The 25,883-nt window shown below is 60.9% G+C and carries 22 protein-coding genes; 8 read left to right on the top strand and 14 right to left on the bottom strand.

Annotated elements, in window-relative coordinates; translation table 11 throughout:
- Positions 1–11: 11 nt before the first annotated feature.
- Together HCF10_RS17640 and HCF10_RS17635 are read right to left on the bottom strand one after the other, a co-directional pair.
- Entirely contained in the window at positions 12–1,541 is a 1,530-nt protein-coding gene (locus HCF10_RS17640; RefSeq protein WP_167656065.1) for an NCS1 family nucleobase:cation symporter-1, read from the bottom strand.
- A gap of 468 nt (positions 1,542–2,009) precedes the next feature.
- Positions 2,010–2,744: a phosphoadenylyl-sulfate reductase gene (locus tag HCF10_RS17635; RefSeq protein WP_027603661.1), complete on the bottom strand. Its 735-nt coding sequence runs from the start codon at positions 2,742–2,744 to the stop codon at positions 2,010–2,012.
- A 151-nt stretch (positions 2,745–2,895) separates the two neighbouring features.
- Between HCF10_RS17635 and thrH the strand changes: the two genes are divergently transcribed.
- Positions 2,896–3,513: a bifunctional phosphoserine phosphatase/homoserine phosphotransferase ThrH gene (thrH, locus tag HCF10_RS17630; RefSeq protein WP_053132712.1), complete on the top strand. Its 618-nt coding sequence runs from the start codon at positions 2,896–2,898 to the stop codon at positions 3,511–3,513.
- Between the two features lie 138 nt (positions 3,514–3,651).
- Here the strand turns inward: thrH and HCF10_RS17625 are convergent, their stop codons facing one another.
- The 6 genes from HCF10_RS17625 to rloA form a co-directional block, all read right to left on the bottom strand.
- On the bottom strand, positions 3,652–4,008 hold the full coding sequence (locus HCF10_RS17625; RefSeq protein WP_092486821.1) for a helix-turn-helix domain-containing protein: 357 nt from the start codon (positions 4,006–4,008) through the stop codon (positions 3,652–3,654).
- Entirely contained in the window at positions 4,008–4,310 is a 303-nt protein-coding gene (locus HCF10_RS17620; RefSeq protein WP_131699703.1) for a type II toxin-antitoxin system HigB family toxin, read from the bottom strand. Before HCF10_RS17620 ends, HCF10_RS17625 begins: the two co-directional genes overlap by 1 nt.
- Before the next feature lie 229 nt (positions 4,311–4,539).
- A complete protein-coding gene (gene pabB, locus HCF10_RS17615) occupies positions 4,540–5,883 on the bottom strand; it encodes an aminodeoxychorismate synthase component I (protein ID WP_131699702.1) in 1,344 nt (447 codons plus the stop codon).
- Positions 5,884–5,984: 101 nt separating this feature from the next.
- Positions 5,985–6,971: an alpha-L-glutamate ligase-like protein gene (locus HCF10_RS17610; RefSeq protein ID WP_131699701.1), complete on the bottom strand. Its 987-nt coding sequence runs from the start codon at positions 6,969–6,971 to the stop codon at positions 5,985–5,987.
- Complete coding sequence (gene rloB, locus HCF10_RS17605) at positions 6,971–8,503, bottom strand: osmotic stress tolerance membrane protein RloB (RefSeq protein WP_131699700.1); 1,533 nt, start codon at positions 8,501–8,503, stop codon at positions 6,971–6,973. The genes HCF10_RS17610 and rloB overlap by 1 nt, the downstream gene beginning before the upstream one ends.
- Before the next feature lie 5 nt (positions 8,504–8,508).
- A complete protein-coding gene (gene rloA, locus HCF10_RS17600; protein WP_167656064.1) occupies positions 8,509–9,045 on the bottom strand; it encodes a retropepsin-like aspartic peptidase RloA in 537 nt (178 codons plus the stop codon).
- 273 nt (positions 9,046–9,318) lie between these two features.
- Between rloA and HCF10_RS17595 the strand changes: the two genes are divergently transcribed.
- The 6 genes from HCF10_RS17595 (at position 9,319) to prpD (ending at position 17,696) form a co-directional block, all read left to right on the top strand.
- Positions 9,319–10,029: a GntR family transcriptional regulator gene (locus HCF10_RS17595; RefSeq protein ID WP_131699699.1), complete on the top strand. Its 711-nt coding sequence runs from the start codon at positions 9,319–9,321 to the stop codon at positions 10,027–10,029.
- The gene (gene prpB / locus HCF10_RS17590; protein WP_027603670.1) at positions 10,026–10,919 is read left to right on the top strand and encodes a methylisocitrate lyase; all 894 of its coding nucleotides are present in this window, start codon (positions 10,026–10,028) and stop codon (positions 10,917–10,919) included. Before HCF10_RS17595 ends, prpB begins: the two co-directional genes overlap by 4 nt.
- 42 nt (positions 10,920–10,961) lie before the next feature.
- Positions 10,962–12,089 carry a bifunctional 2-methylcitrate synthase/citrate synthase gene (gene prpC, locus HCF10_RS17585; protein ID WP_131699698.1) on the top strand — a complete coding sequence of 376 codons (1,128 nt, stop codon included), beginning with the start codon at positions 10,962–10,964 and terminating at the stop codon, positions 12,087–12,089.
- A gap of 195 nt (positions 12,090–12,284) precedes the next feature.
- Positions 12,285–14,879 (top strand): Fe/S-dependent 2-methylisocitrate dehydratase AcnD, encoded by a 2,595-nt coding sequence (gene acnD / locus HCF10_RS17580; RefSeq protein ID WP_167656063.1) that lies wholly within the window; start codon positions 12,285–12,287, stop codon positions 14,877–14,879.
- 11 nt (positions 14,880–14,890) lie between these two features.
- The gene (gene prpF, locus HCF10_RS17575) at positions 14,891–16,081 is read left to right on the top strand and encodes a 2-methylaconitate cis-trans isomerase PrpF (protein ID WP_167656062.1); all 1,191 of its coding nucleotides are present in this window, start codon (positions 14,891–14,893) and stop codon (positions 16,079–16,081) included.
- 130 nt (positions 16,082–16,211) lie between these two features.
- The gene (prpD, locus tag HCF10_RS17570; protein WP_167656061.1) at positions 16,212–17,696 is read left to right on the top strand and encodes a 2-methylcitrate dehydratase; all 1,485 of its coding nucleotides are present in this window, start codon (positions 16,212–16,214) and stop codon (positions 17,694–17,696) included.
- Positions 17,697–17,758: 62 nt separating this feature from the next.
- On the opposite strand, the gene HCF10_RS17565 is transcribed toward prpD, so the two are convergent.
- From HCF10_RS17565 to HCF10_RS17545, 5 genes are read right to left on the bottom strand one after another with little or no spacing between them, the layout of a single operon-like run.
- A complete protein-coding gene (locus HCF10_RS17565; protein WP_145337030.1) occupies positions 17,759–18,487 on the bottom strand; it encodes an alanyl-tRNA editing protein in 729 nt (242 codons plus the stop codon).
- Positions 18,488–18,489: 2 nt separating this feature from the next.
- Complete coding sequence (locus tag HCF10_RS17560) at positions 18,490–19,482, bottom strand: serine O-acetyltransferase (RefSeq protein WP_131699693.1); 993 nt, start codon at positions 19,480–19,482, stop codon at positions 18,490–18,492.
- A gap of 37 nt (positions 19,483–19,519) precedes the next feature.
- Positions 19,520–20,434, bottom strand: a complete 915-nt coding sequence (locus HCF10_RS17555) for a PLP-dependent cysteine synthase family protein (RefSeq protein WP_167656060.1) — start codon at positions 20,432–20,434, stop codon at positions 19,520–19,522.
- A gap of 15 nt (positions 20,435–20,449) precedes the next feature.
- Positions 20,450–22,312 carry a molybdopterin-synthase adenylyltransferase MoeB gene (gene moeB, locus HCF10_RS17550; protein WP_167656059.1) on the bottom strand — a complete coding sequence of 621 codons (1,863 nt, stop codon included), beginning with the start codon at positions 22,310–22,312 and terminating at the stop codon, positions 20,450–20,452.
- A 23-nt stretch (positions 22,313–22,335) separates the two neighbouring features.
- Positions 22,336–23,229: a DMT family transporter gene (locus tag HCF10_RS17545; protein WP_167361139.1), complete on the bottom strand. Its 894-nt coding sequence runs from the start codon at positions 23,227–23,229 to the stop codon at positions 22,336–22,338.
- A 160-nt stretch (positions 23,230–23,389) separates the two neighbouring features.
- Here HCF10_RS17545 and HCF10_RS17540 point away from each other — a divergent pair, with 160 nt between their 5' ends.
- Positions 23,390–24,814: an aminotransferase-like domain-containing protein gene (locus HCF10_RS17540; protein ID WP_027603680.1), complete on the top strand. Its 1,425-nt coding sequence runs from the start codon at positions 23,390–23,392 to the stop codon at positions 24,812–24,814.
- Positions 24,815–24,935: 121 nt separating this feature from the next.
- Here HCF10_RS17540 and ppsR read toward each other — a convergent pair whose 3' ends face one another.
- On the bottom strand, positions 24,936–25,754 hold the full coding sequence (gene ppsR / locus HCF10_RS17535; protein ID WP_003175525.1) for a posphoenolpyruvate synthetase regulatory kinase/phosphorylase PpsR: 819 nt from the start codon (positions 25,752–25,754) through the stop codon (positions 24,936–24,938).
- Positions 25,755–25,883 lie beyond the last annotated feature (129 nt).

Here is a 25,883-nt window from a genome sequence, read left to right as displayed (position 1 = left end):
AAGGTCCTTACTCAGTGACTGACGTTATCGACGGCAATGCTTTCGCCGCTGACATCGGCGTAGAACGGCTGGCGCTTGGCGATCAGCAGGTACAGCAACCCTGCAATACCGGCGCCAAACAACCAGGAAAACGGCGAGACGCTGGCAAATCCAGGCAACAGCGCCAGCAGGATGGCGATCACGGCGGCAGGAATAAACGCCGCCACTGCACGCATATTCACCCCTCGGCTGTAGTAATAAGCGCCATTCGGGTCTTCGCTATACAGCTGTGGCACGTCCACCTGGCTTTTACGAATCAACCAGTAGTCGACCATGATCACCCCGTACAACGGCCCCAGCAGCGCGCCCAGGCCGGAGAGGAAATACACGATCACCAACGGGCTGTTGTAGAGGTTCCACGGCAGGATCAGCACGGCCACGGCGGCGCTGATCAACCCGGCGCGACGGAAGTTCAGGTACTTGGGTGCCAGGTTGCTCAGCACAAAGGCCGGCGCGACGAAGTTGGCCATGATGTTCACCGCCACGGTGACGATCAGGAATGCCAGGCAGCCGAGCACGAGAAAGAAGGTATTGGGGATGGCGGCGATGATTTCGGTCGGGCTTTCGATCACCCGGCCATTGAGCTGGAACTGCCCGCCGCAGAGCAGCACGGTGATTGCGGCAAACACCAGGATATTCACCGGCAGGCCCCAGAAATTGCCGACCAGGATGGTCTTGCGGCACGGCGAAGAGCGTGCGAAGTCGCAGAAGTTGAGGATCAGCGTGCCGTAGATCGCCAGCCACAACGCGCCACCGGCAAAGATATTGCGCCACATCTCGCCGCCGGTGAGCGGCTCGCGGATCGACCAGGCGATGTTGCCACCGGCCTGGAAGTACATCCAGCCGGCCAACGCGGCCACCGTCAGCAAAATCACCGGCCCGGCGAAGCCTTCATAGCGCCTCACCATCTCCATGCCATAGGCCAGGATCACCAACTGCACGAACCAGATCACTACAAAACACGCCCAACCCAGGGTGGATAACCCCAGGATCGAATTATGGTCATAGTCGGCAAAGCCTGGATGAATCGCCGTCAGCAGTACGCGGAAAACCACCGACGCCAGGTAGGTCTGGATACCAAACCAGGCAATCGCGATCACGGCGCGGATCAACGCCGGAATCTGCGCACCGTGAATGCCAAAGCTGATGCGGCTGATCACCGGAAACGGCACGCCGGTCTTCTGGCCCATATACCCCGATAAGTTCATGAAGAAGTATACCAGCGCCGCGCCGATGCCCAGGGACAACAGGATCTGCCAGCCGCCCAGGCCCAGCGCGTAGAGGCCGATGGCGAACGAATAGTTGGCGATGTTGTGCACGTCATTGGTCCACAGCGCGAAGATGCTGTAGCGCCCCCAGCGTCGGCCTTCGACCTTGGTGGGCGCCAGGTCCTTGTTGTGCAGGCGTGGGCTGAGCACCAAGGGGCCGGGGCCCGCGGCGTCTGAGTTCAGGGCGGAGGAGGGCAGATCCAGTGCGATGTTATTCGAGAGGCTTGTACGCATTCCGGCAGGCTCCAGCACATCTGCCGGGAAGCCGCAGATGGCAAAGTGTATGTAGGTTTTGTATTTATTGTATACAAAGCACATTCCACCTTAAGCCACATGCGTGCCAGTTTTGAATCTATGAAAGTCCTGGGTAATTTAGTTTTTATAGCTTGGTTAAATAACTGGCTGAATTTTAAGAAATATAAATTGACCGATTGAACAGCTATTTATTTTTGGGTTGTCAGCGTGCGATTCGCCAGGCCAACCGAGGGGAGGGGAGAGGTGTTACGTTATGGTGCGGCTGAATAGAAATTGCACACATAAATGGCACCGATGGTTACATGTATGTGTACATCTCTAACACTCAACACAAGACAAATGTGGGAGGGGGCTTGCCCCCGATTGCGGTGTGTCAGCAACCATTGAACTGGCTGACCCACCGCTATCGGGGGCAAGCCCCCTCCCACATTTTTTACAGCATCAACTTCAAGCCTTGCTGATGATATTCCCGGCATGCAGCCCGCATTCCTTCTGCGTGGCTTCCTCCCACCACCAACGACCTTCGCGCTCGTGCTGGTTCGGCAGCACGGGACGGGTGCACGGTTCACACCCTATGCTGATAAAGCCGCGCTCATGCAGGCTGTTGTACGGCAGTTCCAGCATGCGGATGTAACCCCAGATCTCTTCGCTGGTCATCTGCGCCAGCGGGTTGAACTTGTACAGGGTGCGTTCCGGGGTAGAGAAGGCCGTGTCGATTTCCAGCGCCGCTACCTGGCTGCGGGTGCCGGGGCTCTGGTCGCGGCGTTGGCCGGTGGCCCAGGCGCTGACGCCGGAAAGCTTACGGCGCAGCGGCTCGATCTTGCGCACGCCGCAGCATTCGCCATGGCCGTCCTTGTAGAAGCTGAACAGGCCTTTCTCCTTGACGAAGGGTTCCAGCTTGCTCTGGTCCGGCGAGATCAGTTCGATATCGATCTTGTAGAAGTCGCGCACCTGCTCGATAAACCGGTAGGTCTCCGGGTGCAGGCGGCCGGTGTCGAGGCTGAACACCTTGACGTTCTTGTTCAGCTTCCAGGCCATGTCCACCAGCACCACATCCTCGGCACCGCTGAAGGAAATCCACAGGTCATCACCGAACTGGCTGAACGCCAGCTTGAGAATGTCCTGGGCAGACTTGTTGGCATAAGTCGTGGCGAGTTCAACGACGTCGAAGGCTTGGTTCATCAGGACGGTTCCTACAGGTCAATGGCGCTGAGCGCTCTATAGGGGAGCGATGGTATCAAAATCCGCCCTGCGTTGCGGCGGCGGGCTTGAATCGCTAGAGTTCGGCAGTCCTTTTGCTCGCTCAACTAACAACATCCAATGGGAGTGTCTTGTGGAAATTGCCTGTCTCGACCTGGAAGGGGTGCTGGTGCCAGAAATCTGGATCGCCTTCGCCGAAAAAACCGGTATTGAATCCCTGCGGGCCACCACCCGGGACATTCCCGACTACGACGTGCTGATGAAGCAGCGCCTGCGCATCCTCGACGAACACGGGCTCAAGCTCGCCGACATCCAGGAAGTGATCGCCACTCTCAAACCGCTGGACGGCGCCATCGAGTTCGTCAACTGGCTGCGCGAGCGCTTCCAGGTGGTGATCCTGTCCGACACCTTCTACGAATTTTCCCAGCCGCTGATGCGTCAGTTGGGCTTCCCGACCTTGTTGTGCCACCGTCTCATCACCGACGAAAACGACCGCGTGGTCAGCTACCAACTGCGCCAGAAAGACCCCAAGCGCCAGTCGGTATTGGCGTTCAAGACCCTCTACTACCGCGTGATCGCCGCCGGCGACTCCTACAACGACACCACCATGTTGGGCGAGGCCGACCGTGGGATTCTGTTCCATGCGCCGGAAAATGTGATCCGCGAATTCCCGCAATTCCCGGCGGTGCATACGTTTGAAGATTTAAAGAAAGAGTTCATCAGGGCGTCGAATCGGCAGTTGAGCCTGTAATTTCTTTCGGGCCGCTGAGGGCCCTATCGGGAGCAAGCCCCCTCCCACATTCGACACCATTCCAACAGATAAACGAGGTCGAATGTGGGAGGGGGCTTGCTCCCGATGGGGAAGGTAGCGCCACTACCAATGTTTCTGTCAGCTCCCTGCAAGCAACCGCTCATAAGGAATACTCAAGCCTTCATGCAGTCGCTTGATCATCGACAGGCTCAGCTTGCGCTTGTGGTTCAGCACTTCGGATACACGTCCGCTGGTGCCGATAAATGGCTCCAGGTCGCGGGCAGTCATGCCCAGTTGCTCCATGCGAAATTTAATGGCTTCCACCGGATCAGAAGGTGGCATTGGGTAATGTTCGGCTTCGTACTTCTCAATGAGTACTGCAAGAATTTCCAGCTCATCGCCTTCAGTCGAGCCGATGTCCGCTCCCCAGAGCTGCTGCACCCGCGCGAGTGCCGCAGTGAGGTCTTCCTGGGAGTGTATGGGTTTGATGTTCATTACACGGTCTCCGCATTGATCTGGTCGTACTGCGCATGAGTCCCTACGAACCGTATGAACCCAAGCTGTCGCTGGTAATCGATCGCCATGATCACTCGATATTTGTTGCCGCCCACGTTGAATACAACCCTGCTACCTTTGAGAATGCTCGCGGTCCTGAGCGCTGCCTTGAGTGCTTGTGGCGTAGGGTAAATGGCCTTTTCCATATGCCGATACAATTCAATAAGCGGCGCTTTCGCATCGATATAGGCGGGTTGGCTTTCCCAGAATATTCGTAAGGTCGAGAGGGCGATTATCCGCATCGCTGCAACCTCCCGATTTGGGAGATGATAGGCGCGGTTGAGAGGGGGCGCAAACTCGGAAATATTTCCTGACGGGTAGGCAGTCGCTTCATGTGATCCTTCACAGACGGCGGGTGGACGGTTGAAGCCGGACGCTATCTTCCGACGTTCAACTACGTCTACTGCGGTTCTGATTCAGGTTTTTTCTACTGCTCGGCGCTACGTCTGAGAGCCAGGAAGGCACTGTGCGCTACAGGCTTTCCAGTGTTTGTAACAACACCCGCACCTTCGTCAGTGACTCCTGATACTCCGCCTCCCACTGCGAATCCGCCACGATCCCACCGCCGCCCCAGCAACACACTTGGCCATCCTTGACCAGTAAGCTGCGGATGGCGATGGAGCTGTCCATCTCGCCGCGCACATCCAGGTACACCAGCGAACCGCAGTACAGCCCGCGTCGGGTCGGCTCCAGTTCGTCGATGATCTGCATCGCGCGAATCTTTGGGGCGCCGGTGATCGAGCCACCAGGGAAGCTGCCGGCGATCAGGTCGAGGGCGTCTTTATCGTCGGCCAACTCGCCGGTCACGCTGCTGACCAGATGATGCACGTTGGGGTAGCTTTCCAGGCTGAACAGTTCCGGCACGTTGACCGAGCCGATGCGGCAGGTGCGGCCGAGGTCGTTGCGCAGCAGGTCGACGATCATCAGGTTCTCGGCGCGGTCCTTGGGGCTGGCCAGCAGTTCGGCGGCCTGGGCGGCGTCTTCTTCAGGCGTGAGGCCGCGGGGGCGGGTGCCTTTGATCGGGCGGGTTTCGACGTGGCGCTCGCTGATGTGCACGAAACGCTCCGGCGACAGGCTCAGGACCGCGCCGTCGTCCGGCAGGCTCTGGAACCCGGAAAACGGCGTCGGGCAGGCTTCGCGAAGGGCGCAATAGGCTGCCCAGGGATCACCCATGCACGGTGCGCGAAAACGCTGGGCGAAGTTGACCTGGTAGCAGTCGCCGGCCTGGATGTAATCCTGGATACGCACGATGGCTTGGCGGTAGGCCTCGGCGCTGAGGTCGGGCGCCATCGGGCCCTGGAGTTTGAACGTCGCGCAGGTGTCGACAGCCCCATGGCTGAACAACGCGATCAGCCGTTGCCGTTCGCTATCTGCCAGCGAGGGATGAAACACCAACTGGCTGCTCTGGGCCTGGTGGTCACTGATCAGCGCCCAGGCGTACAGCCCGAAGCGCGCGTCCGGCAGGTGCAGGTCATCCACCGCCAGGTGCGGCATGTGCTCCAGGTGCCGACCGAAGTCGTAGCTCAGGTAGCCGATCAAGCCGCCGGCGAACGGTAACTGCAAACCGTCGGGAATCGCGGCTTCACCCAATCGCGTGAGGTTTTCCCGCAAGCGTTGCAGGAAAGCAGCGCCGCTTTCGTCAGGCGCTACCGCCAAGGTCGCTTCGGGCCAGGCGCTGAGCAGGTCGTAACGCCCACGCTCGGCCGTCGGCCGGCCGCTGTCGAGCAGCACCGCGCCGGGAGCGTGGCGAATCGCCGCAAAATACTCGGCGGGGTTGGCCCGGTAGGGCAATGGGTGTACGGAGCAGGTCGACATGCGGGGTTGAATCAGCCAATGGCGCGGGGGAGGGGGATTGTAGTCCCCTGTAGGATTTGCTCCTAGAGGGGATGTCGGGGATAGACAGTTCGAAGACCGGATCAGCCTTCCACGGGCGGAATATGCCCGAACATCTCCTGCACAAACTTCACCCGCTCTTCCGGGGTTTCCGTCACGCCGGCCGCTTTCAGTTCTTCCAGTCGCGCCTCCACCGCATGGGTGCGCAAGGTCAGGCCGCAGTCGTTGGCGATCTGGATATTCAGCCCCGGCCGCGCATTCAGCTCAAGGATCAGCGGGCCTTTTTCCTGGTCGAGCACCATGTCCACGCCGATATAGCCCAGCCCGCACAGCTCGTAGCAGCCGGCCGCGAGCTTCATGAAACCGTCCCAGTTGGGCAGTTGCACGCCATCCACCGCGTTGGTGGTGTCGGGGTGTTTGGTGATGATGGTGTTCAGCCAAGTACCGCGCAGGGTCAGGCCGGTGGCAAGGTCGACGCCCACGCCAATCGCGCCCTGGTGCAGGTTGGCCTTGCCGCCCGACTGGCGGGTCGGCAAGCGCAGCATCGCCATCACCGGGTAGCCCATCAGCACGATGATGCGAATATCCGGCACGCCTTCGTAGCTGATGCTCTTGAAGATCTGGTCGGGTACCACGCGGTATTCGATCAGCGCACGGTCGCGGTGGCCACCCAGGGAGTAGAGGCCGGTGAGGATGCTGGAAATCTGATGTTCGATCTCTTCATGGCTGATGATCTTGCCGGACACCGTGCGGTAGCGCCCCTCAAAACGGTCCGCCACCACCAGGATGCCGTCACCGCCGGCGCCCTGGGCCGGTTTGATCACGAAGTCGCTGCGCCCGCCGATGATCTCGTCGAGTTTGTCGATTTCCTTCTCGGTGGAGATCACCCCGTACATTTCCGGCACATGGATGCCGGCGGCGATCGCCCGTTCCTTGGTGATGATCTTGTCATCCACGATGGGGTACAGGCTGCGCTTGTTGTACTTGAGCACGTAGTCGGCATTACGCCGGTTGATGCCCATGATCCCCCGCGCTTCCAGGGCCTTCCAGGTCTTCCAGAAGCCGAACATTACGAATCAGCCTTGAGGAAGGCCTTGAATCGCACCAGCTCGGTCAGGCGGTAGCCACGATAGCGCCCCATGGCCAGCATGAAGCCCACCAGGATCAGCAGGATCGCCGGGAAAGTGAATACGAAGTAGATCAGCTCCGGCACGCTCATGATGATGTGCGCCAGGGACGCGGCGAACAGCGTACCAATCGCCACTTTCATGGCATGGCTGGCGCCGCGCTCTTCCCAGGTGATCGACAGGCGTTCGATGGTCATGGTCAAAATCACCATCGGGAACAGCGCCACCGACAACCCGCGCTCCAGCCCCAGCTTGTGGCTGAACAGGCTGATGGCCGCGATCAACACCACCACGAAGGTCAGCACCACCGACAACCTCGGCAGCATCTGCAACTTCAAGTGTTCCAGGTACGACCTGAGGGACAGGCCCAGCGCCGTGATAATCGTGAACAGCACAATCCCGAAGCCCAGCTGCGTCTCTCGGAACGCCAGGGCAATCAGCACCGGGGTAAAGGTGCCCAGGGTCTGCAGGCCGATCAGGTTGCGCAGGATCAGGATCACCAGCACGCCAATCGGGATCATCACCATGATCATGAAGGTCTGCTGGGTTTGCAGGGGCAGGCCGTACAGCGAGTATTCGAGGAAGTTGGCGTCGGTGTTCTCGTCGGTCAGCTTGGCCAGGCGAATCGCGTTCATTTCGCTGTTGTTCAGGCTGAAGGTGACCATGGCTTTCTTGCCGCCATCGACGGTGATCAGGTTTTCATCGCCGGTCCACCACAGCAGGCGGTCGGCGGGCAGGCCCGGTTCGCCGGTTTCCGGGTTGAAGTACAGCCAGTCGTTGCCATTGAAGCTACGCAGCCACAGCTCCGGGCTTTGCGGCTGGTCGGCCACCAGGCGGATGGTGTGGACCTTTTCCACCGGCACATGGGCAATGGACAGCAGCAACTCGACGATCTTGGCCTTGTGCGGCGTCGACGGGTCGCCGGCCAGCAACAGCTTCACATTGTCGTCGTTGAGGTTGTTGGTGCGCTTGATGGCTTCGGTGATGAAGGTCTCGACGTCGGCCGAATGCTGGCGAATCGGCGCCAGCAAGGCCTCGGCGGCGATTTTCTCCGGGCCTTCCACGGCAATACTGTCGCGGAAGGTCGGGCCCTTGATCTTGGTTTTTTCGCCGCTGTAGCGCTTGGTCAGCACCAGGCGGTAATACAGGGTCTGGTTGCCCTTGGCGCGGCGTGCCGACCAGGTGACCTTACGGTTGCCGTCGATGCGGTTGACGCTGACCCCGTAGTTATTGGAGATAAAGCTCTCATTAAGACTGACGAAGTCGCGGCTCAAGGGCGGCACGAACATCTGGATCTTCACCGGGTCTTTCGGGTTGGCGACGAACTCGACCTTGGCGTCGATGTTCCACAAGTCGTCGGTGGCGTCCTCGGTGACGGGAATGCCCAGCACGAAGATCTGGTAGGCGGTGACCGAAATACCCAACACCACCAGGATGGCGATCAGGATTCTCAGGTGTAGGGTTAGAGCGCGCATTCGGTTTACTCGGCGGTATGAGCGTCGGCGGCGCAGGCAGGTTTGCCTGCTGCGTATTTAAGACTGGGGTCGACCAGCGCATCAAAGCGTTTGAGCGCTTCGGAGCCGATCAGCAGCGGAAATTGGAAAGCGCTGCGGTCAGTCAAGTTCACTTCGATGCTGCGTAAAGCGGTGCCCATGCAGATATCCAGGGCAATCACTGGACGGGCGGTGTAGTTCTTGTCCTCATCGGGGTCGTAGTCGCCGGCGCGACGCTTGATCTTGCTGACGCGGGCCAGGGGACGTTCGATGGGATGGGAATGGGCGGTGTCGATGGCCAGGTAGAAGCGCACCCAGGATTCGCCGTTGCGCTTGAAGCGCTTGATGTCGCGGGCGCTGAGGGAGGCGGTCTTGGCGCCGGTGTCGAGCTTGGCGGCTACTTCCAGGTCGATGCCGGCCAATTGGGCGTATTCATTGAGGCCATACACAGTCTTCTCGGCGGCAGCGCCAAGGCTCGGCATGGACAATAGGCAAAACAGTAGGGGGAAGGGCTTGAGTCTCATAGATCCTGAGGCGGTGCAGTGCGATGTTCAATTCAAGGCGACTGGCATTGCTGCGCAAGCTCCCTTCGTGCGCCGTTTCATCAAGTGATGTCAGGCAAATGCGGCGGGCATTCTAACATGATGCTTTTTTGGCGCCAGCGCTGGCAGCCGGCCATGCCCTGAGGGCGTGCAGCCGGGATTATTAGACGATTGTCGACAATATCGATTTATTCTTTGACTGGTAGCGGTTTATTAGCTAGTTTTTGCCGCATTGCTTTCAAAGGTGTCGACAATATGCTGGGTCAATCAGAAGCTCCGATAATGGCGTCGGACGAATCCCAAACGATGTCCGAGAACGTCTTCCGACGCATCCAGGCCGCCATCGTCAAGGGTGAGATCGCTCCCGGCAGCAAGATTTCCGAGCCGGAACTGGCTCGCACCTACGGCATCAGCCGTGGCCCGCTGCGCGAGGCGATCCACCGCCTGGAAGGCCAGCGCCTGCTGGTACGCGTACCTCATGTGGGCGCCCGGGTCGTGTCCTTGAGCCACGCCGAGCTGGTTGAACTGTATGAAATCCGCGAGTCCCTGGAAGGCATGGCCTGTCGCCTGGCCGCCGAGCGCATGACCGACGTGGAGATCGAAGAGCTGCGCCAGGTGTTGCACACCCATGAGCGCGACGCAGCGTTCCAGGCGGGTGTCGGCTACTACCAGCAGGAAGGCGACTTCGATTTTCATTACCGGATCATTCAAGGTGCGGGTAACCGCACGCTCACTCAAATGCTCTGCGGCGAGCTGTACCAGCTGGTGCGCATGTACCGCATCCAGTTCTCCGCCACCCCCAATCGTCCACGCCAGGCCTTTGCCGAGCATCACCGCATTCTTGATGCGATTGCCGATCGCGACGGTGAACTGGCCGAGTTGTTGATGCGCCGGCATATCGGTGCTTCCAAACGCAATATTGCCCGTCATTTCCCAGGCGGCGCCCCTGATAGAGGTGAGTCATGAGTTCGAACAACAAAAGCACACCCGGCCAGCGTTTCCGTGACGCGGTCGCCAGCGAGCACCCTTTGCAGGTGGTCGGCGCGATCAACGCCAACCACGCGTTGCTGGCCAAGCGCGCCGGCTTCAAGGCGATCTACCTGTCGGGCGGCGGGGTGGCGGCCGGTTCCCTCGGCGTGCCGGACCTGGGCATCACCGGCCTGGATGACGTACTCACCGACGTGCGCCGTATCACTGATGTCTGCGACCTGCCGCTGCTGGTGGACGTGGACACCGGTTTCGGTTCCTCGGCGTTCAACGTCGCGCGCACCGTCAAATCGATGATCAAGTTCGGTGCCGCCGCGATTCATATCGAAGACCAGGTCGGCGCCAAGCGCTGCGGCCATCGTCCGAACAAAGAGATCGTGTCCCAGCAGGAAATGGTCGACCGCATCAAGGCCGCCGTGGACGCGCGCACCGATGACAGCTTCGTGATCATGGCGCGTACCGATGCCCTGGCCGTCGAAGGCCTGGAGTCTGCCCTGGAGCGTGCCGCCGCCTGCATCGAAGCCGGCGCCGACATGGTGTTCCCGGAAGCCATCACTGAACTGGAGATGTACAAACTGTTCGCCGCCCGTGTGAAGGCGCCGATCCTGGCCAACATCACCGAGTTCGGCGCGACGCCGCTGTACACCACCGAACAGTTGAAATCTGCCGATGTTTCCATCGTGCTGTACCCGCTCTCGGCCTTCCGCGCCATGAACAAGGCCGCCGAGAACGTCTACACCGCGATCCGTCGCGACGGCACCCAACAGAACGTGATCGACACCATGCAAACCCGCATGGAGCTTTACGATCGCATCGATTACCACACCTTCGAGCAGAAGCTTGACGCGCTGTTCGCCGCGAAAAAGTGACGAACACGCCTCCCTGAATAACGACAAAATTGGAGAAAAACCATGGCTGAAGCAAAAGTATTGAGTGGTGCCGGCCTGCGTGGCCAGGTCGCCGGGCAGACCGCACTGTCCACCGTGGGCCAGGCCGGTGCCGGCTTGACCTACCGTGGCTACGATGTGCGCGAACTGGCGGCCGATGCGCAGTTTGAAGAAGTCGCTTATCTGCTGCTGTACGGCGAACTGCCGACCCAGGCCGAACTGGCCGCCTACAGCGCCAGGCTGAGCAAGCTGCGTGACCTGCCGCAAGCGCTGAAAGAAGTGCTCGAACGCATCCCCGCAGACGCCCACCCAATGGACGTGATGCGCACCGGTTGCTCGTTCCTCGGCAATATCGAGCCGGAAAAAGACTTCAGCGTGCAACGCGACGTGACTGACCGCCTGCTCGCCGCGTTCCCGGCGATCATGTGCTACTGGTACCGCTTCAGCCACGACGGCAAGCGCATCGACTGCGTGACCGACGAGCCGAGCATCGGCGGCCACTTCCTGCACCTGCTGCACGGCAAGAAGCCGAGCGAGCTGCATGAAAAAGTCATGAACGTGTCGTTGATCCTTTACGCCGAGCACGAGTTCAACGCCTCGACGTTCACCGCGCGGGTGTGTGCCTCGACATTGTCCGACCTGTATTCCTGCGTCACTGCCGCCATCGGCTCCCTGCGCGGCCCGCTGCACGGCGGCGCCAACGAAGCGGCGATGGAAATGATCGAGCGTTTCGGCTCGGCGGAGGAAGCCGTCGAAGGTACCCTCGGCATGCTGGCGCGCAAGGACAAGATCATGGGCTTCGGCCACGCCATCTATAAAGACAACGACCCGCGTAATGAAGTGATCAAGGGCTGGTCGAAAAAACTCGCTGACGAAGTGGGCGACACCGTGCTGTTCCCGGTCTCCGAAGCCATCGACAAGACCATGTGGGAACAGAAAAAACTGTTCCCCAACGCCGACTTCTACCATGCCTCGGCGTACCACTTCATGGGCATCCCGACCAAGCTGTTCACGCCGATCTTCGTCTGCTCGCGGCTTACAGGCTGGGCGGCCCACGTATTTGAGCAGCGTGCCAACAACCGCATCATCCGTCCAAGCGCCGAGTACACCGGCGTTGAACAGCGCAAGTTCGTGCCAATCGAACGTCGCTGAATGGGAATACCGACGATCCCGAAGTGGAAACCGGACCCAGTGTGGGAGGGGGCTTGCCCCCGATGGTGGTGTGTCATTCAAACCTATAGCAACTGATACACCGCCATCGGGAGCAAGCCCCCTCCCACATTTGAATCGCATTCCAGCCCCGGATCAGCCGGTTCCGTTTGTAATCACCGTGACCGAGTCCTGACGATGAACACTGAATTTCGCAAACCGCTCCCCGGCAGCCGCCTGGATTACTTCGATGCCCGCGCGGCCGTCGATGCAATCAGCCCCGGCGCCTACGCCACATTGCCCTACACCTCTCGTGTGCTCGCCGAGAACCTGGTGCGCCGCTGCGACCCGGCCACCCTCAACGCTTCCCTGAGCCAACTGATCGAACGCAAGCGCGACCTCGACTTCCCCTGGTTCCCGGCCCGCGTGGTGTGCCACGACATTCTCGGCCAGACCGCGCTGGTCGACCTCGCCGGCCTGCGTGACGCCATCGCCCTGCAAGGCGGCGACCCGGCCCAGGTCAACCCGGTGGTACCGACCCAGTTGATCGTCGACCACTCCCTGGCCGTCGAAGCCGGCGGTTTCGACCCGGACGCATTCGAGAAAAACCGCGCCATCGAAGACCGTCGCAATGAAGACCGCTTCCACTTTATCGAGTGGACCAAAAAGGCCTTCAAGAACGTCGACGTGATCCCGCCGGGCAACGGCATCATGCACCAGATCAACCTGGAGAAAATGTCCCCGGTGATCCAGGTGCGTGACGGTGTGGCCTTCCCGGATACCTGCGTTGGCACCGACAGCCACACCCCCCACGTCGATGCCCTGGGCGTGATCGCCATTGGCGTCGGCGGCCTCGAAGCCGAGAGCGTCATGCTTGGCCGCGCCTCGTGGATGCGCCTGCCGGAAAGCGTCGGCGTCGAACTGACCGGCAAGCTGCTGCCAGGCATCACTGCCACCGACATGGTGCTGGCCCTAACCGAGTTCCTGCGTCAACAGAAAGTGGTCGGTGCGTGGCTGGAGTTCTTTGGCGAGGGCGCCTCCAAACTGACCCTCGGTGACCGCGCGACCATCTCCAACATGGCCCCGGAATACGGCGCCACGGCGGCAATGTTTTATATCGACCAGCAGACCATCGCCTACCTGAAACTCACCGGCCGCGAAGACGAACAAGTCACCCTGGTCGAGCAATACGCCCGTCATACCGGCTTGTGGGCAGACGACCTTAAAGGTGCGCAATACGAGCGTGGCCTCACCTTCGACCTGTCCAGTGTCGTGCGCAACATGGCTGGCCCGAGCAACCCGCACGCCCGCGTCGCCACCCGCGACCTGGCCGCCAAAGGCATCTCCGGCCAGTGGGATGAAGTGCCGGGGCAAATGCCCGACGGCGCAGTGATCATCGCCGCCATCACCAGTTGCACCAACACCAGTAACCCGCGCAACGTGATCGCCGCCGGGCTGCTGGCGCGTAACGCCAACAGGCTTGGGTTGACGCGCAAGCCGTGGGTCAAGTCGTCCCTGGCACCCGGTTCGAAAACCGTGGCCATGTACCTGGAAGAAGCCGGCCTCGGTCATGAGTTGGAAAAGCTCGGCTTTGGTGTGGTGGCGTTTGCCTGCACTACCTGCAACGGCATGTCCGGCGCGCTCGACCCGGTGATCCAGCAAGAGATCATCGACCGCGACCTGTACGCCACCGCCGTGCTCTCGGGTAACCGTAACTTCGACGGGCGTATTCACCCGTACGCCAAGCAGGCGTTCCTGGCTTCGCCGCCGCTGGTGGTGGCCTATGCCATTGCCGGCACCATCCGTTTCGACATCGAGAAGGACGTGCTCGGCTTCGACGCCGACGGCAAGGAAATCCGCCTGCAGGACATCTGGCCGAGCGATGAAGAAATCGACGCGGTGGTCAAGGCCTCGGTCAAGCCGGAGCAGTTCCGCGCGGTGTATATCCCGATGTTCGCGATCCACGAAGACACCGGTCCGAAAGTCGCGCCGCTGTACGACTGGCGCCCGCAGAGCACCTATATCCGCCGCCCACCGTACTGGGAAGGCGCGCTGGCCGGTGCGCGGCCGCTCAAGGGCATGCGCCCGCTGGCGGTGCTGCCGGACAACATCACCACCGATCACCTGTCGCCGTCCAACGCGATCATGCTCGACAGCGCCGCCGGCGAATACCTGGCGAAAATGGGCCTGCCGGAAGTCGACTTCAACTCCTACGCCACTCACCGTGGCGACCACCTGACCGCGCAGCGCGCGACGTTCGCCAACCCGAAACTGTTCAACGAAATGGTGCGGGAGAACGGCAAGGTCAAGCAGGGCTCCCTGGCGCGGATCGAACCGGAAGGCAAGGTCACGCGAATGTGGGAAGCCATCGAAACCTATATGGAACGCAAGCAGCCGCTGATCATCATTGCCGGCGCCGACTACGGCCAGGGCTCGTCCCGCGACTGGGCCGCCAAGGGCGTTCGTCTGGCGGGTGTGGAAGCGATTGCCGCCGAAGGTTTCGAGCGCATCCACCGCACCAACCTGGTAGGCATGGGCGTGTTGCCGCTGGAGTTCCTGCCGGGCACCGACCGTCACACCCTGCAGATTGATGGCAGCGAAACCTACGACGTGATCGGCCAACGCACCCCGCGTGCGCAGCTGACGCTTGTGATCAATCGCAAGGATGGCGAACGTGTCGAGGTGCCGGTGACGTGCCGCCTGGACACCGCCGAAGAAGTGTCGATCTACGAGGCGGGCGGCGTGTTGCAACGTTTTGCCCAGGATTTCCTGGAATCGGCGACCACCGCCTGAAGAGGATGACCATGGCACACGCAGCGCAAATCAAGATCCCCGCCACCTATATGCGTGGCGGCACCAGCAAGGGCGTATTTTTCCGCCTCCAGGACCTGCCCGAGTCGGCGCAGGTGCCGGGAGCGGCGCGGGATGCCTTGCTGCTCCGGGTGATCGGCAGCCCCGACCCCTACGACAAGCAAATCGACGGCATGGGCGGCGCCACATCGAGCACCAGCAAAACCGTAATTCTCGCCAAAAGCACTCGCGCCGATCACGACGTGGACTACCTGTTTGGCCAGGTCTCCATCGACAAACCCTTTGTCGACTGGAGTGGTAACTGCGGCAACCTGTCGGCGGCGGTGGGTTCGTTCGCCATCAGCGCCGGGCTGGTCGATGCGGCCCGCGTGCCCCGCAACGGTGTGGCCGTGGTGCGGGTGTGGCAGGCCAATATCGGCAAGACCATCATTGCCCACGTGCCGATCACCGACGGTGCGGTGCAGGAAACCGGCGACTTCGAACTGGACGGCGTGACCTTCCCGGCTGCCGAAGTGCAGCTGGAATTCATGGACCCGGCGGCGGAAGAAGAGGGCGGCGGCGGCTCGATGTTCCCCACCGGCAACCTGGTCGACGACCTCGAAGTGCCGGGTGTCGGCTCCTTCAAGGCCACGCTGATCAACGCTGGCATCCCGACGATTTTCATCAACGCCGAAGACCTCGGTTACACCGGCACCGAGTTGCAAGGCGCGATCAACAGCGACCCCAAGGCCCTGGCGATGTTCGAGACCGTACGGGCCTATGGCGCGTTGCGCATGGGGCTGATCAAACACCTCGACGAAGCCGCCCAGCGCCAGCACACGCCGAAGGTGGCGTTTGTGGCCAAGCCTGCGGATTACGTGGCGTCCAGCGGCAAGGCGATCAAGGCCGGCGATGTGGATTTGCTGGTGCGCGCCCTGTCCATGGGCAAGCTGCACCACGCGATGATGGGCACGGCGGCGGTGGCGATCGGCACGGCGGCGGCGATTTCCGGCACCTTGGTCAACCTCGCTGCAGGCGGCGTGGAGCGTAATGCCCTGCGCTTCGGGCATCCGTCCGGCACGTTGCGCGTGGGGGCTGAAGCCACCCAGGTGAACGGTGAATGGGTGGTGAAGAAAGCCATCATGAGCCGCAGTGCACGGGTGTTGATGGAGGGTTTCGTCCGCGTACCCGGCGACTCTTTCTAACGTCCAACACCAATCCCCTGTGGGAGGGGGCAAGCTCCCTCCCACAGTTATAAACAGGCATTCAGACCTGCGAAACGATCAACCCTGACCCTGAGGATGCAGCAACCCTAACTCACTTTGGAGATCTGCCATGAGCACCAACGTCGACCAGAACAACCGCCCCGACTACGACCAGGTCCTGCAGGACATTGCCGACTACGTCCTCAACTACCACATCGACTCCCAAGCCGCCCTCGACACCGCCCGCAACTGCCTGATGGACACCCTCGGTTGCGGCCTGCTGGCCCTGCGTTTTCCCGAGTGCACCAAGCACCTGGGGCCGATTGTCGAGGGCACGGTGGTGCCGTTCGGCGCGCGGGTGCCGGGCACGTCGTTTCGCCTGGACCCGGTCAAGGCGGCCTGGGACATCGGCTGCATCGTGCGCTGGCTCGACTACAACGACACCTGGCTCGCTGCCGAATGGGGTCATCCTTCGGATAACCTTGGCGGCATCCTTGCCGTGTCGGATCACCTGTCGCAAAAGCGCGTGGCCAATGGCGATGCGCCGTTGACCGTGCGCGCGGTGTTGGAAGCGATGATCATGGCCCACGAAATCCAGGGGGTGATTGCCCTGGAAAACTCGTTCAACCGCGTCGGCCTCGACCATGTGCTGTTGGTGAAAGTCGCCTCCACGGCGGTCACTGCCAAGTTGATGGGCGCCAACCGCGAACAGCTGCTGTCGGCGCTGTCTCACGCCTTCGTCGATGGCCAGGCCTTGCGCACTTACCGGCACGCGCCGAATGCCGGCTCGCGCAAATCCTGGGCGGCGGGGGATGCGTCGAGTCGCGGCGTACGCCTGGCGGACATCGCCCTGCGCGGGGAAATGGGCATCCCCGGTGTGCTGAGCGCGCCGCAATGGGGCTTCTACGATGTGCTGTTCAGCCACACCAATAACGACCTGGCGCTCAAGCCCGAGGACAAGCGTGCGTTCAGCCTGTCCCAGCCTTACGGCACCTATGTGATGGAAAACGTGCTGTTCAAGATCAGCTTCCCCGCTGAGTTCCATGCGCAAACCGCCTGTGAAGCCGCGGTGACCTTGCATCCGTTGGTCAAGGATCGCCTGCACGACATCGAGCGCATTGTGATCACCACCCATGAGTCGGCGATTCGCATCATCTCCAAGGTCGGGCCACTGGCCAACGCTGCCGACCGCGACCATTGCCTGCAATACATGACCGCCGTGCCCCTGGCATTCGGCAACCTGGTGGCCGAGCAGTACGAGGATGAGTTTCACGCCGCTCACCCTATCATCGATGAACTGCGCGACAAGATGGTCATCGTCGAGGACCCGCGTTACAGCCGTGAATACCTGGAAGCCGACAAGCGTTCCATCGCCAATGCGGTGCAGGTGTTCTTCAAGGATGGCTCCAGTACCGAGCAAGTGGCGGTGGAATACCCGATCGGCCATCGCCGTCGTCGGGTGGAGGGCATTCCGATGCTGGAAGACAAGTTCAAGGCCAACCTGGCCACGCGGTTTACCGCGCAACGCAGTGCCGAGATCTTTGCGTTGTGCACGGACCAGGCGAAGCTCGAGGCCACGCCGGTCAATCGTTTCGTGGACCTGTTCGTGCTCTAGCAGGATGCGCCGAGCTTAACCTGTGGGAGGGGGCAAGCTGCCTCCCACAGTTGGAACCCCGCTCACTCAAACCGCAGGATCACCCGGCGGTTGTGCTTGCTCTTCTTCTCGATCTTCTCGCAGAACACCCGGCCGATTTCCTCGGTGTTGAGCACATGGGTACCACCGCATGGCTGGATATCGATCCCGCCGATTTCAATCACCCGTACCGAACCCTGGATCACCGGCGGCGCAACCGCCTGGGTACGGGTGATCTGCAGCAGGGTGGCGTACTCCGAAGCAGGCATCGACAGGGTTTTGACCTCGTGGGCCTGTTCGATCAGCGCGTTGAGGTCACGGGTGATGCTGTCCTTGTCGAGGGTCATTTCCGGCAGGTCGAAATCCAGGCGACCTTTGTCGGCACTGATGCTGCAACCGGTCACTGGTGCGTCGATGAGCGAGCACAGCAGGTGCAGGCAGGTGTGCATTTTCATGTGCTGGTAGCGCCGCTCCCAATCCAGGCCGGCGTCCACCAGTACCCCGGCGATCAGTTGCTCGGGGCAGTGTTCTACCTGGTGCCAGATGATCGAACGCAGCACCGGGTCGCGCACCGTGCCGGTCACTTCGACCTGCGTACCGTCCGCCAGGGTCAAGTGGCCGGTATCGCCGGGTTGGCCGCCACCTGTGGGGTAGAACAGGGTGTGCTCCAGGGCGATGCCATGTTCGCTGACGGCAATCACCCGGGCGCTGAATGCGTTCTGGTAGGGCGCGCTGTCAAACAGCGCCAGGGTTTCCATGGTGTGCACGGACATGTTCAACCTCCGACGATCAGTGGGCTGGCTTGCAGCAGGTGGCGCACCATCGCGCTCAAGCCAGGGGGGGAGAGCAGGGTGATTTCGAATTCCGGCCCGCAGACTTTCAGGTTCAGCGGCAGGCGCGGCAGGTAGTTGCCGGATTCGAGGCGGTGAAGCCTGAATTGCAGGTGGTGACGCTCCTTCACCGTCGGCTCCAGCATCAAGCCTTGCAACGGGTGAAAGTCGGCGTCCAGCACCGTGACCTTGTGGCTGGTATTGACCTCGCCGACCACGTGCAGGCGCTCATCGAGGGCGAAGGCCCCGAGGTAGTTACTGTGGTCCGATTCATCGTTTTTTTGCAGCTGGATCTGGTTCACCACCTTCACCTTGGTGCCGGCGGGTACGTCCTGGGTGATCACACAGGAGGGGCTGATAAACACGTTGTCGCCGATCAGCACATAGCCCAGCACGCGGGCGCCGGAGCCGACCTCGACGTTGTTACCCAGGCGCGGATGGCGCTTGCCATCGGGGTTGTTGGCGATGCCGCGGGCACCCAGGGTCACGCCGCAGAGGATGTAGCAGTCGTTGCCGATCTCGCAGGTTTCGCCGATCACCGTGCCGTAGCCGTGGTCGAGGACAAAGCGCCGGCCGATACGCGCCGCCGGGTGGATTTCGGCCCCGGACAGGACTTTGCCCTGGTTGCTCAGCTTGAGGGCGATGCGTGAAAACACGCCGTTGGTCTGGTCGGGGAAATTCCACACCAGGTGCGCAAGCCGGTAATAGAGCACCGCCTTGAACGAGGCGTAGGACTCCAGGATCAGTTCGCCGCGCCCACGGGACGCCGGGTCGCGATAGGCGTAGGCGATCAAGTCCTCGGCCACCGCCTGGGCAGCATTCTGGATCAGTGGCGCGAGGTGCGGCTCCAGTTGTTTCATCTGCATGGGGGTGAGGGTCTTGACGAGCTGGGTGAGCAACTCATCGTGCAACTGTTGCATGTCGATAAAGCCGCCCATGGAGGCATCCCCGCATTCTGGCTGGTTGGAAGCCCCGTCATTCGAAACTGGGCAGGTAGCTGTCGGCATTGTCGTAGACCATGGTCAATACCACCGTTTCGGGCGGCAATTCGGGGGCGAGCCTGGCGATGGCGACCATGTTGGCGGCCGAGGACAGGCCCAGGCTGATGGCGTCGGTGCGCATGATGCGTTTCATCATGTCGATGCACTCCTGGCGCGAGACCTTGAGCATGCCGTCGATCACCTCCAGGTTGAGGATGCTCGGGATCAGGCCGATCGACAGGCCCTGGATATGGTGCGGCGCGTGCTGGTTTTTCAGCAGGTCGCATTCTTCCGGCTCTACGCCCATCACGCGCAGGGCGGGCCAGGCGGCTTTCAGGGTCTCGCCGATGCCGGTGATGTGGCCACCGGTGCCGATGCCGCTGACGAAATAGTCAACACGGCGATCACCAAAGGCGCGGAGGATTTCCGGCGCGGTGGTGTCGCGGTGGGTTTGCGGGTTGGCGCCGTTGCGTTGCTGGTTGAGCATCACGTAGCTGGGGTTTTCCAGCTGCAGCTCCATGCATTTTTCGCCGTGGGAGTTGTTGCCCAGGCGGCTGTCGGAGAGCACCACCTTGGCGCCGTACAGGCGCAGCAGCTTCTGTTTTTCGGGGCTGTAGTTGTCCGGGATCACCAGCACCACCTTGTAGCCCAGCACATTGCCGGCCATCACCAGGCCGATGCCGGTATTGCCGCCGCTGGGTTCGATGATGGTTTGCCCGGAATCACGGATCAGCACGCCGCGCCGCTCGGCGTCGAGGATCATGCCCAGGGCGATGCGTGCCTTGTGGCTGCCGCCAGGGTTGAGGGATTCGAGCTTGGCGTAGACCTCAATGCCAAGGTCTTCGGAAAACTGCGCCAGGCGGACGATCGGCGTGTGGCCGATGGCGTCGAGAATAGAGTTATGCAACATCATTCAGTCCTCGGCTCAATACAGCGGCATGTCGGGTTCGACGTCGCGAACCCAGTGCTTCATGCCGCCCTGCAGAACTTTGGTGTTGGCGAATCCGGCCGCCAGCAATGTGCTGGCCGCCTGCTCGGCGCGGGTGCCGGCGTAGCAGATCAGGTAATGGGTGTTGTCACGGCTGAGGCGCCCGAGTTGGCCATCCAGCTCGGCCAGGGGGATATGCACCACCCCCGGTAATTTGCACACCTCCAGTTCGCTGGCGTCGCGCACATCCAGCAGCACGTCGGCGCTGCTGGGGTGTTCGAGTACCTGCTTGAGTACGCGTGGCTTGATGTAGCGCTCTTCGGCCAGGGACGGTTGGCTGGGCACGGCGTCCGCACAGACGGCTGGCGCCCGGGTTTCGCTGTGTCGCAGGTCGGAGCAGCACGGGCAGTCGGCACGACGCTTGAAACGGATTTCGCTGAACTTCATGGCCAGTGCATCGAAGCGCATCAGGCGGCCGGACAGGGGCTCGCCAATGCCGATCAACAGTTTGATCGCCTCGGTGGCCTGGATCATCCCGACTACCCCGGGAAGCACGCCGATCACACCACCGGCGCTGCAATTGGGCGCCAGTTCTACGGGCGGTGCGCTGGGGAACAGGCAGCGGTAGCACGGCCCGCCTTGGTAGTTGAGCACGCTGATCTGCCCGTCGAAACGGTAGATGGCGCCGTACACCAGGGGTTTGCCCAGTTGCACGCAGGCGTCGTTGACCAAGTAGCGGGTATCGAAATTGTCGGTGCCGTCGATCACCAGGTCATAGGCGCCCACCAGTTCCAGGGCGTTATCGGCGTTCAACGCGGTGTTGTGGGCGTTGATCTGGATATGGCGGTTGAGGTCCTGCAAGCGCTGCTTGGCCGACTCGACCTTGGGCATGCCCAGGGTGCTGTTGCCGTGGACGATCTGGCGTTGCAGGTTGCTGCTTTCCACTACGTCGAAATCCACCAGTCCCAGGGTACCGACACCGGCCGCCGCCAGGTACAGGCTGATGGGCGAGCCCAGGCCGCCGGTGCCGATGATCAGGACCTTGGCGTTCTTGAGGTTCAACTGGCCTTCGCGGCCGACGCCGGGCAGGGTGATATGGCGCACATAACGTTGCACTTCCTCGTTGCTGAGGCTGTCGACGTCCATACCGCCGGAGGTGGCGAGCAGCACTTCGATGCGGGCTTTTTCCGGCAGCCGGTCGTCGGCGCTGATCAGCTCTTCCTCGGCGGTGAACAGGAAGTGTTCTTTGAGCTGGTTGTTCTTTTCGTGAAACAGATGGGCGCGCAACTGCGGGTGGCTGCTGCAGAGGTTTTCAATGACTTCGCGCAATGTCGATCCGGCGCCCTCGAGGGTCGATTCCGGCAGCTTGGCCACGCGAACCAGAATGTCGGGGAAAGAGACAGCGTTCATGGACAACTCCGTGTGCAGGTCGTTGAAGGGGGTTAGGGCGAAATGCTTGCCATCCCAGGCAAACAGTTTTGAACCCAGGGCCTGGCCCTGGCGAACGTCGACCACCAGGTAACTGACGGGGTAGATCGGCTCGCCCATGAACAGGGCCTTGTCCTGGTCTTCATCGCTGAAATAGGCGCCGACATCCGGGTGGGAGTGGTAGATCACCACCACCGGGTTGTCGCTGCGAAACGCCTTGTTCAGCATCAGGGTGTCGGCCACCGAGAAGGTGTAGCCATTGGCCGCGCTGCGCGGGTACATCTCGGGGTTCTTGCGGTGCAGTTCGTTCTGGATGTTTTTGCCCAGGTATACGCTGCCGTCGGCGAAGACGAAGCCGCAGCATTCTTCGGGGTAGCTGCGGCTGGCGTGGGCGTAGATCTGTTCCAGGGCTTTGGGGCGGAGGACGTCCATGTTTCTCTCGCGTTGATGGAGGGTCAATTTTTCTTGGCCAGGAGTTTTTCAACGGGCAACTTGGTGATCGCAAAGCCGGCCAGCAGGATGGCCGAATACAGCATCAGGTCGCGGGAAATCGCCACGCCTTCGTACCAGGCACCGATGATCACCGCGAACACCGGGAAGATGATGAACACGAATGACAGGATGATCGGGCTCAAGCGCTTGAGCAGCATGAAATACACGATGAACCCTCCCACCGAGGCCACCAGCCCCAGGTAGAACAGCGCGCTCCAGGAGCGCAGGGTGATGTTTTCGAAGGTCGGCGTTTCAAACCACAACCCGGCCACGAACAGCATCAGCCCGGCAATGCCGATGGGCAGGGTGTTGTAGGTGATCACGCTGATGGCGCTGCCTTTCTGCTTGGTAATCACGTAGCACAAGGCATGCATGATCGCGGCAGTCAGAATTGCGAGCACCCCGAAGAACTCGGCGTGGTCCAGGTGCAGGCCTTGGCTCCTGATGATCATGTAGAGGCTGCCGAAACCGATACCGATGCCGACCACCTGGGAAAAGTAGATGCGCTCGCGCAGGAACAACGCGGAGAAAATCAGGATAAACACCGGCATGCAACTGAACAGCAGGGCGGTGAGGCCGGATGACACATGCATCTCGCCGTAGTTGAGCAGGTAGTAGGGCACGCTGAAGTAGGACAGGGTCACGAACACGAAGAACCAGCGGCTCTCGCGCGGAAACAGGATGGGTTCACGGCGCACCATGGCGAAACACAGGAACAGCGGGAAGGCGATCAGGAAGCGCAGGCCGGCGGACGTCAGCGGCGGCACGCTCTCAACGGCGATTTTGATCCCCAGCCACGTGGTGCCCCAGCTCAGGCACACGATCAGGAACATCACGCTGGTCACCAGCCCGGCCAGCCACTGTTTTTGCGTTTTGGTTTTGGCGGTGTTTTCGAGAACGGCGGACATTGGCATCGTTTATTGCTTCCCTGAGCCTGAATTGAACTCTATATTGAGCTTGTAATGAGTTGTAAAATTCGGCGATTGAACCCGTAAAAGCACACTATTAGGGCGAAAGATGGCTGTCAAAACAAATATTGACATGGTGTCAATTATGCGTGAGGGGTTGTCCAACGGGCAGGGCGTGAAGTACAAGCGCCTGTCCGATGTCATGGAACGGGGCATCCTCGAAGGCTTGATTGAACCGGGACGAAAACTGCCGCCTCATCGGGTGCTTTCCGACAATCTTGGGGTGACCATCGGCACCATCAGCCGGGCCTACGGTGAGCTGGAGCGTCTGGGTTTGGTGGTAGCGCGAGTGGGTGACGGCACGTTCGTACGCAAGCGTGGGATGGAGCGCCAGCGTGATGAAGGCTTTCGTAACTTCAGCGAGGAGCCGCGCCAGTACTTCGACATGAGCCGCAACATGCATATTCCGGGTCAGGAAACCACCTTCCTGGCACAGAGCTTCCAAACCCTCTCGACCAACGCCAAGTTCCTCCAGGACATCAGTGCCTACACCCCGGACGCCGGCCTGCCGCGTTATCGCGATGCGGGCGCGCAGTGGCTGGTGCAGCGTGATTTTCATCCGATCCCCGAGCAGGTGATCTGCGTCAACGGCGGCCAGCATGGCCTGCTGTGCGCGATGATGGCCCTGCTGCGCGCCGGCGATACGGTGGTCACCGAACAATTGACTTACCCGGGGCTGATCACCGCCGCGCGCATGCTGGGTATCCGCTTGATCGGCCTGGAGATGGACGAAGAAGGCGTGCTGCCGAGCGCGCTGGATGAAGTCTGTCGTAATCACCGGGTTTCAGCGTTGTATTGCACGCCGACCATCCAGAACCCGACCACGGCGGTGTTATCCGTGGCGCGGCGCGAAGCCTTGGTGAAGGTGTGCCGGGAACATAATCTGCTGATTCTTGAGGACGAAGCCCACGGCGTATTGGTTGAAGACCGTCCACCGCCCCTCAGCCATTTCGCTCCCGAACGTACGATTTTGATCAGCAGCCTGAGCAAGGCCGTGTCTGCCGGGCTGCGTGTGGGGTATGTGCATGCGCCCCCGGCGCTGGTCAGCCGTATCTCGGCGGCCTTGCGCTCCACCTGCTGGATGGCCACGCCGGTGACCCTGGAACTGGCGACGCAGTGGATTGAAAACGGCACGGCTGAATACCTGCTGCGCCAGCAGATCAACGAGATCAGCCGACGCAAAACCTTGGTGCAGGACTTGTTGGCCGGCCTGGCGTACCGCACTCACCTGAACAGCCCGCACTTCTGGATCGAAGTGCCGGAGCCCTGGCGCGCGTCGGAAATCGAGGCGGAGCTCAAGCAGAATAATTACCTGATCGCCACCGCCGAGGCGTTTGCCGTAGGGCAGACGGCGGTGCCGCAGTTCATTCGGGCGAGTATCTGCAATACGTCTGGGGACGATCAGTTGTTGCGGGCGGGGTTTGATGCGTTGGCGACGGCGTTGGGGCAGGGGGGAGGGCGGTTTCACCTATAGCGAGTGGACGTCCATGCTGTGAGCAGGCTTGTTGTGGCAAGCAAGTCAGTTAAGGAGGAACACTGTAACTGTGGCGAGCGGGACAAGCCCGCTCGCCACAGTAAAACAGAGTATCAAGGTGTTATTTGAAGCGCCGTTCCACACCTTTCTCCACCAGAATCTTCGCCGAAATCTCTTCCACCGAAAAATGCGTGGAATTGATGTGCGCAATATTCTCGCGACGGAACAGATTTTCTACTTCGCGCACTTCGAATTCGCACTGGGCATAGCTGGAGTAGCGGCTGTTGGGCTTGCGCTCGTTGCGGATGGCGGTGAGACGGTCCGGGTCGATGGTCAGGCCAAACAGCTTGTGCGAATGGGCGCGCAGCGCCGCAGGCAGCGTCAGGTGCTCCATGTCGTCTTCGGTCAGCGGGTAGTTGGCCGCACGGATGCCGAATTGCATGGCCATGTACAGACAGGTGGGCGTTTTGCCGCAGCGTGACACGCCGACCAGGATCAGGTCGGCCTTGTCGTAGTAGTGGGTGCGAGCGCCGTCGTCGTTGTCGAGGGCGAAGTTCACCGCCTCGATACGCTCCATATAATTGGAGTTATGCCCAATGGAATGGGACTTTCCGACCGAATAGGAGGAGTGTTCGCTCAACTCCTGCTCCAGCGGCGCCAGGAACGTCGAGAAAATGTCGATCATGAAACCATTCGACGTTGCGAGAATCTCACGGATGTCTTGATTGACGATGGTGTCAAAAATGATCGGCCGAAAGCCGTCTTTTTCAGCCGCCAGATTGATTTGTTGTACCATAGCCCGCGCTTTATCCACGCTGTCGATATAGGGCCGTGTGAATTTGGCGAACGTAACGTTTTCGAACTGCGCGAGCAGGCTTTGACCCAGGGTTTCGGCTGTAATGCCGGTGCCGTCGGAGATAAAGAAAGCAGATCGTTTCATTTGAGCCCTGGGCCTTAAGCTGATGACGAATCTTGGATATGATAGGCGCGATTTTGCCGCCCCATAGTGGGCCGCATTCTCACTTATTTTCCAGGTCCAGGCCACAAACGCGGGTAATCGCTCCTACGA

Origin of the sequence: Pseudomonas sp. B14(2022), assembly GCF_012030485.1 — a bacterium.
Classification (GTDB): Bacteria; Pseudomonadota; Gammaproteobacteria; order Pseudomonadales; family Pseudomonadaceae; genus Aquipseudomonas.
This window is presented reverse-complemented; position numbering and strand designations above follow the sequence as displayed.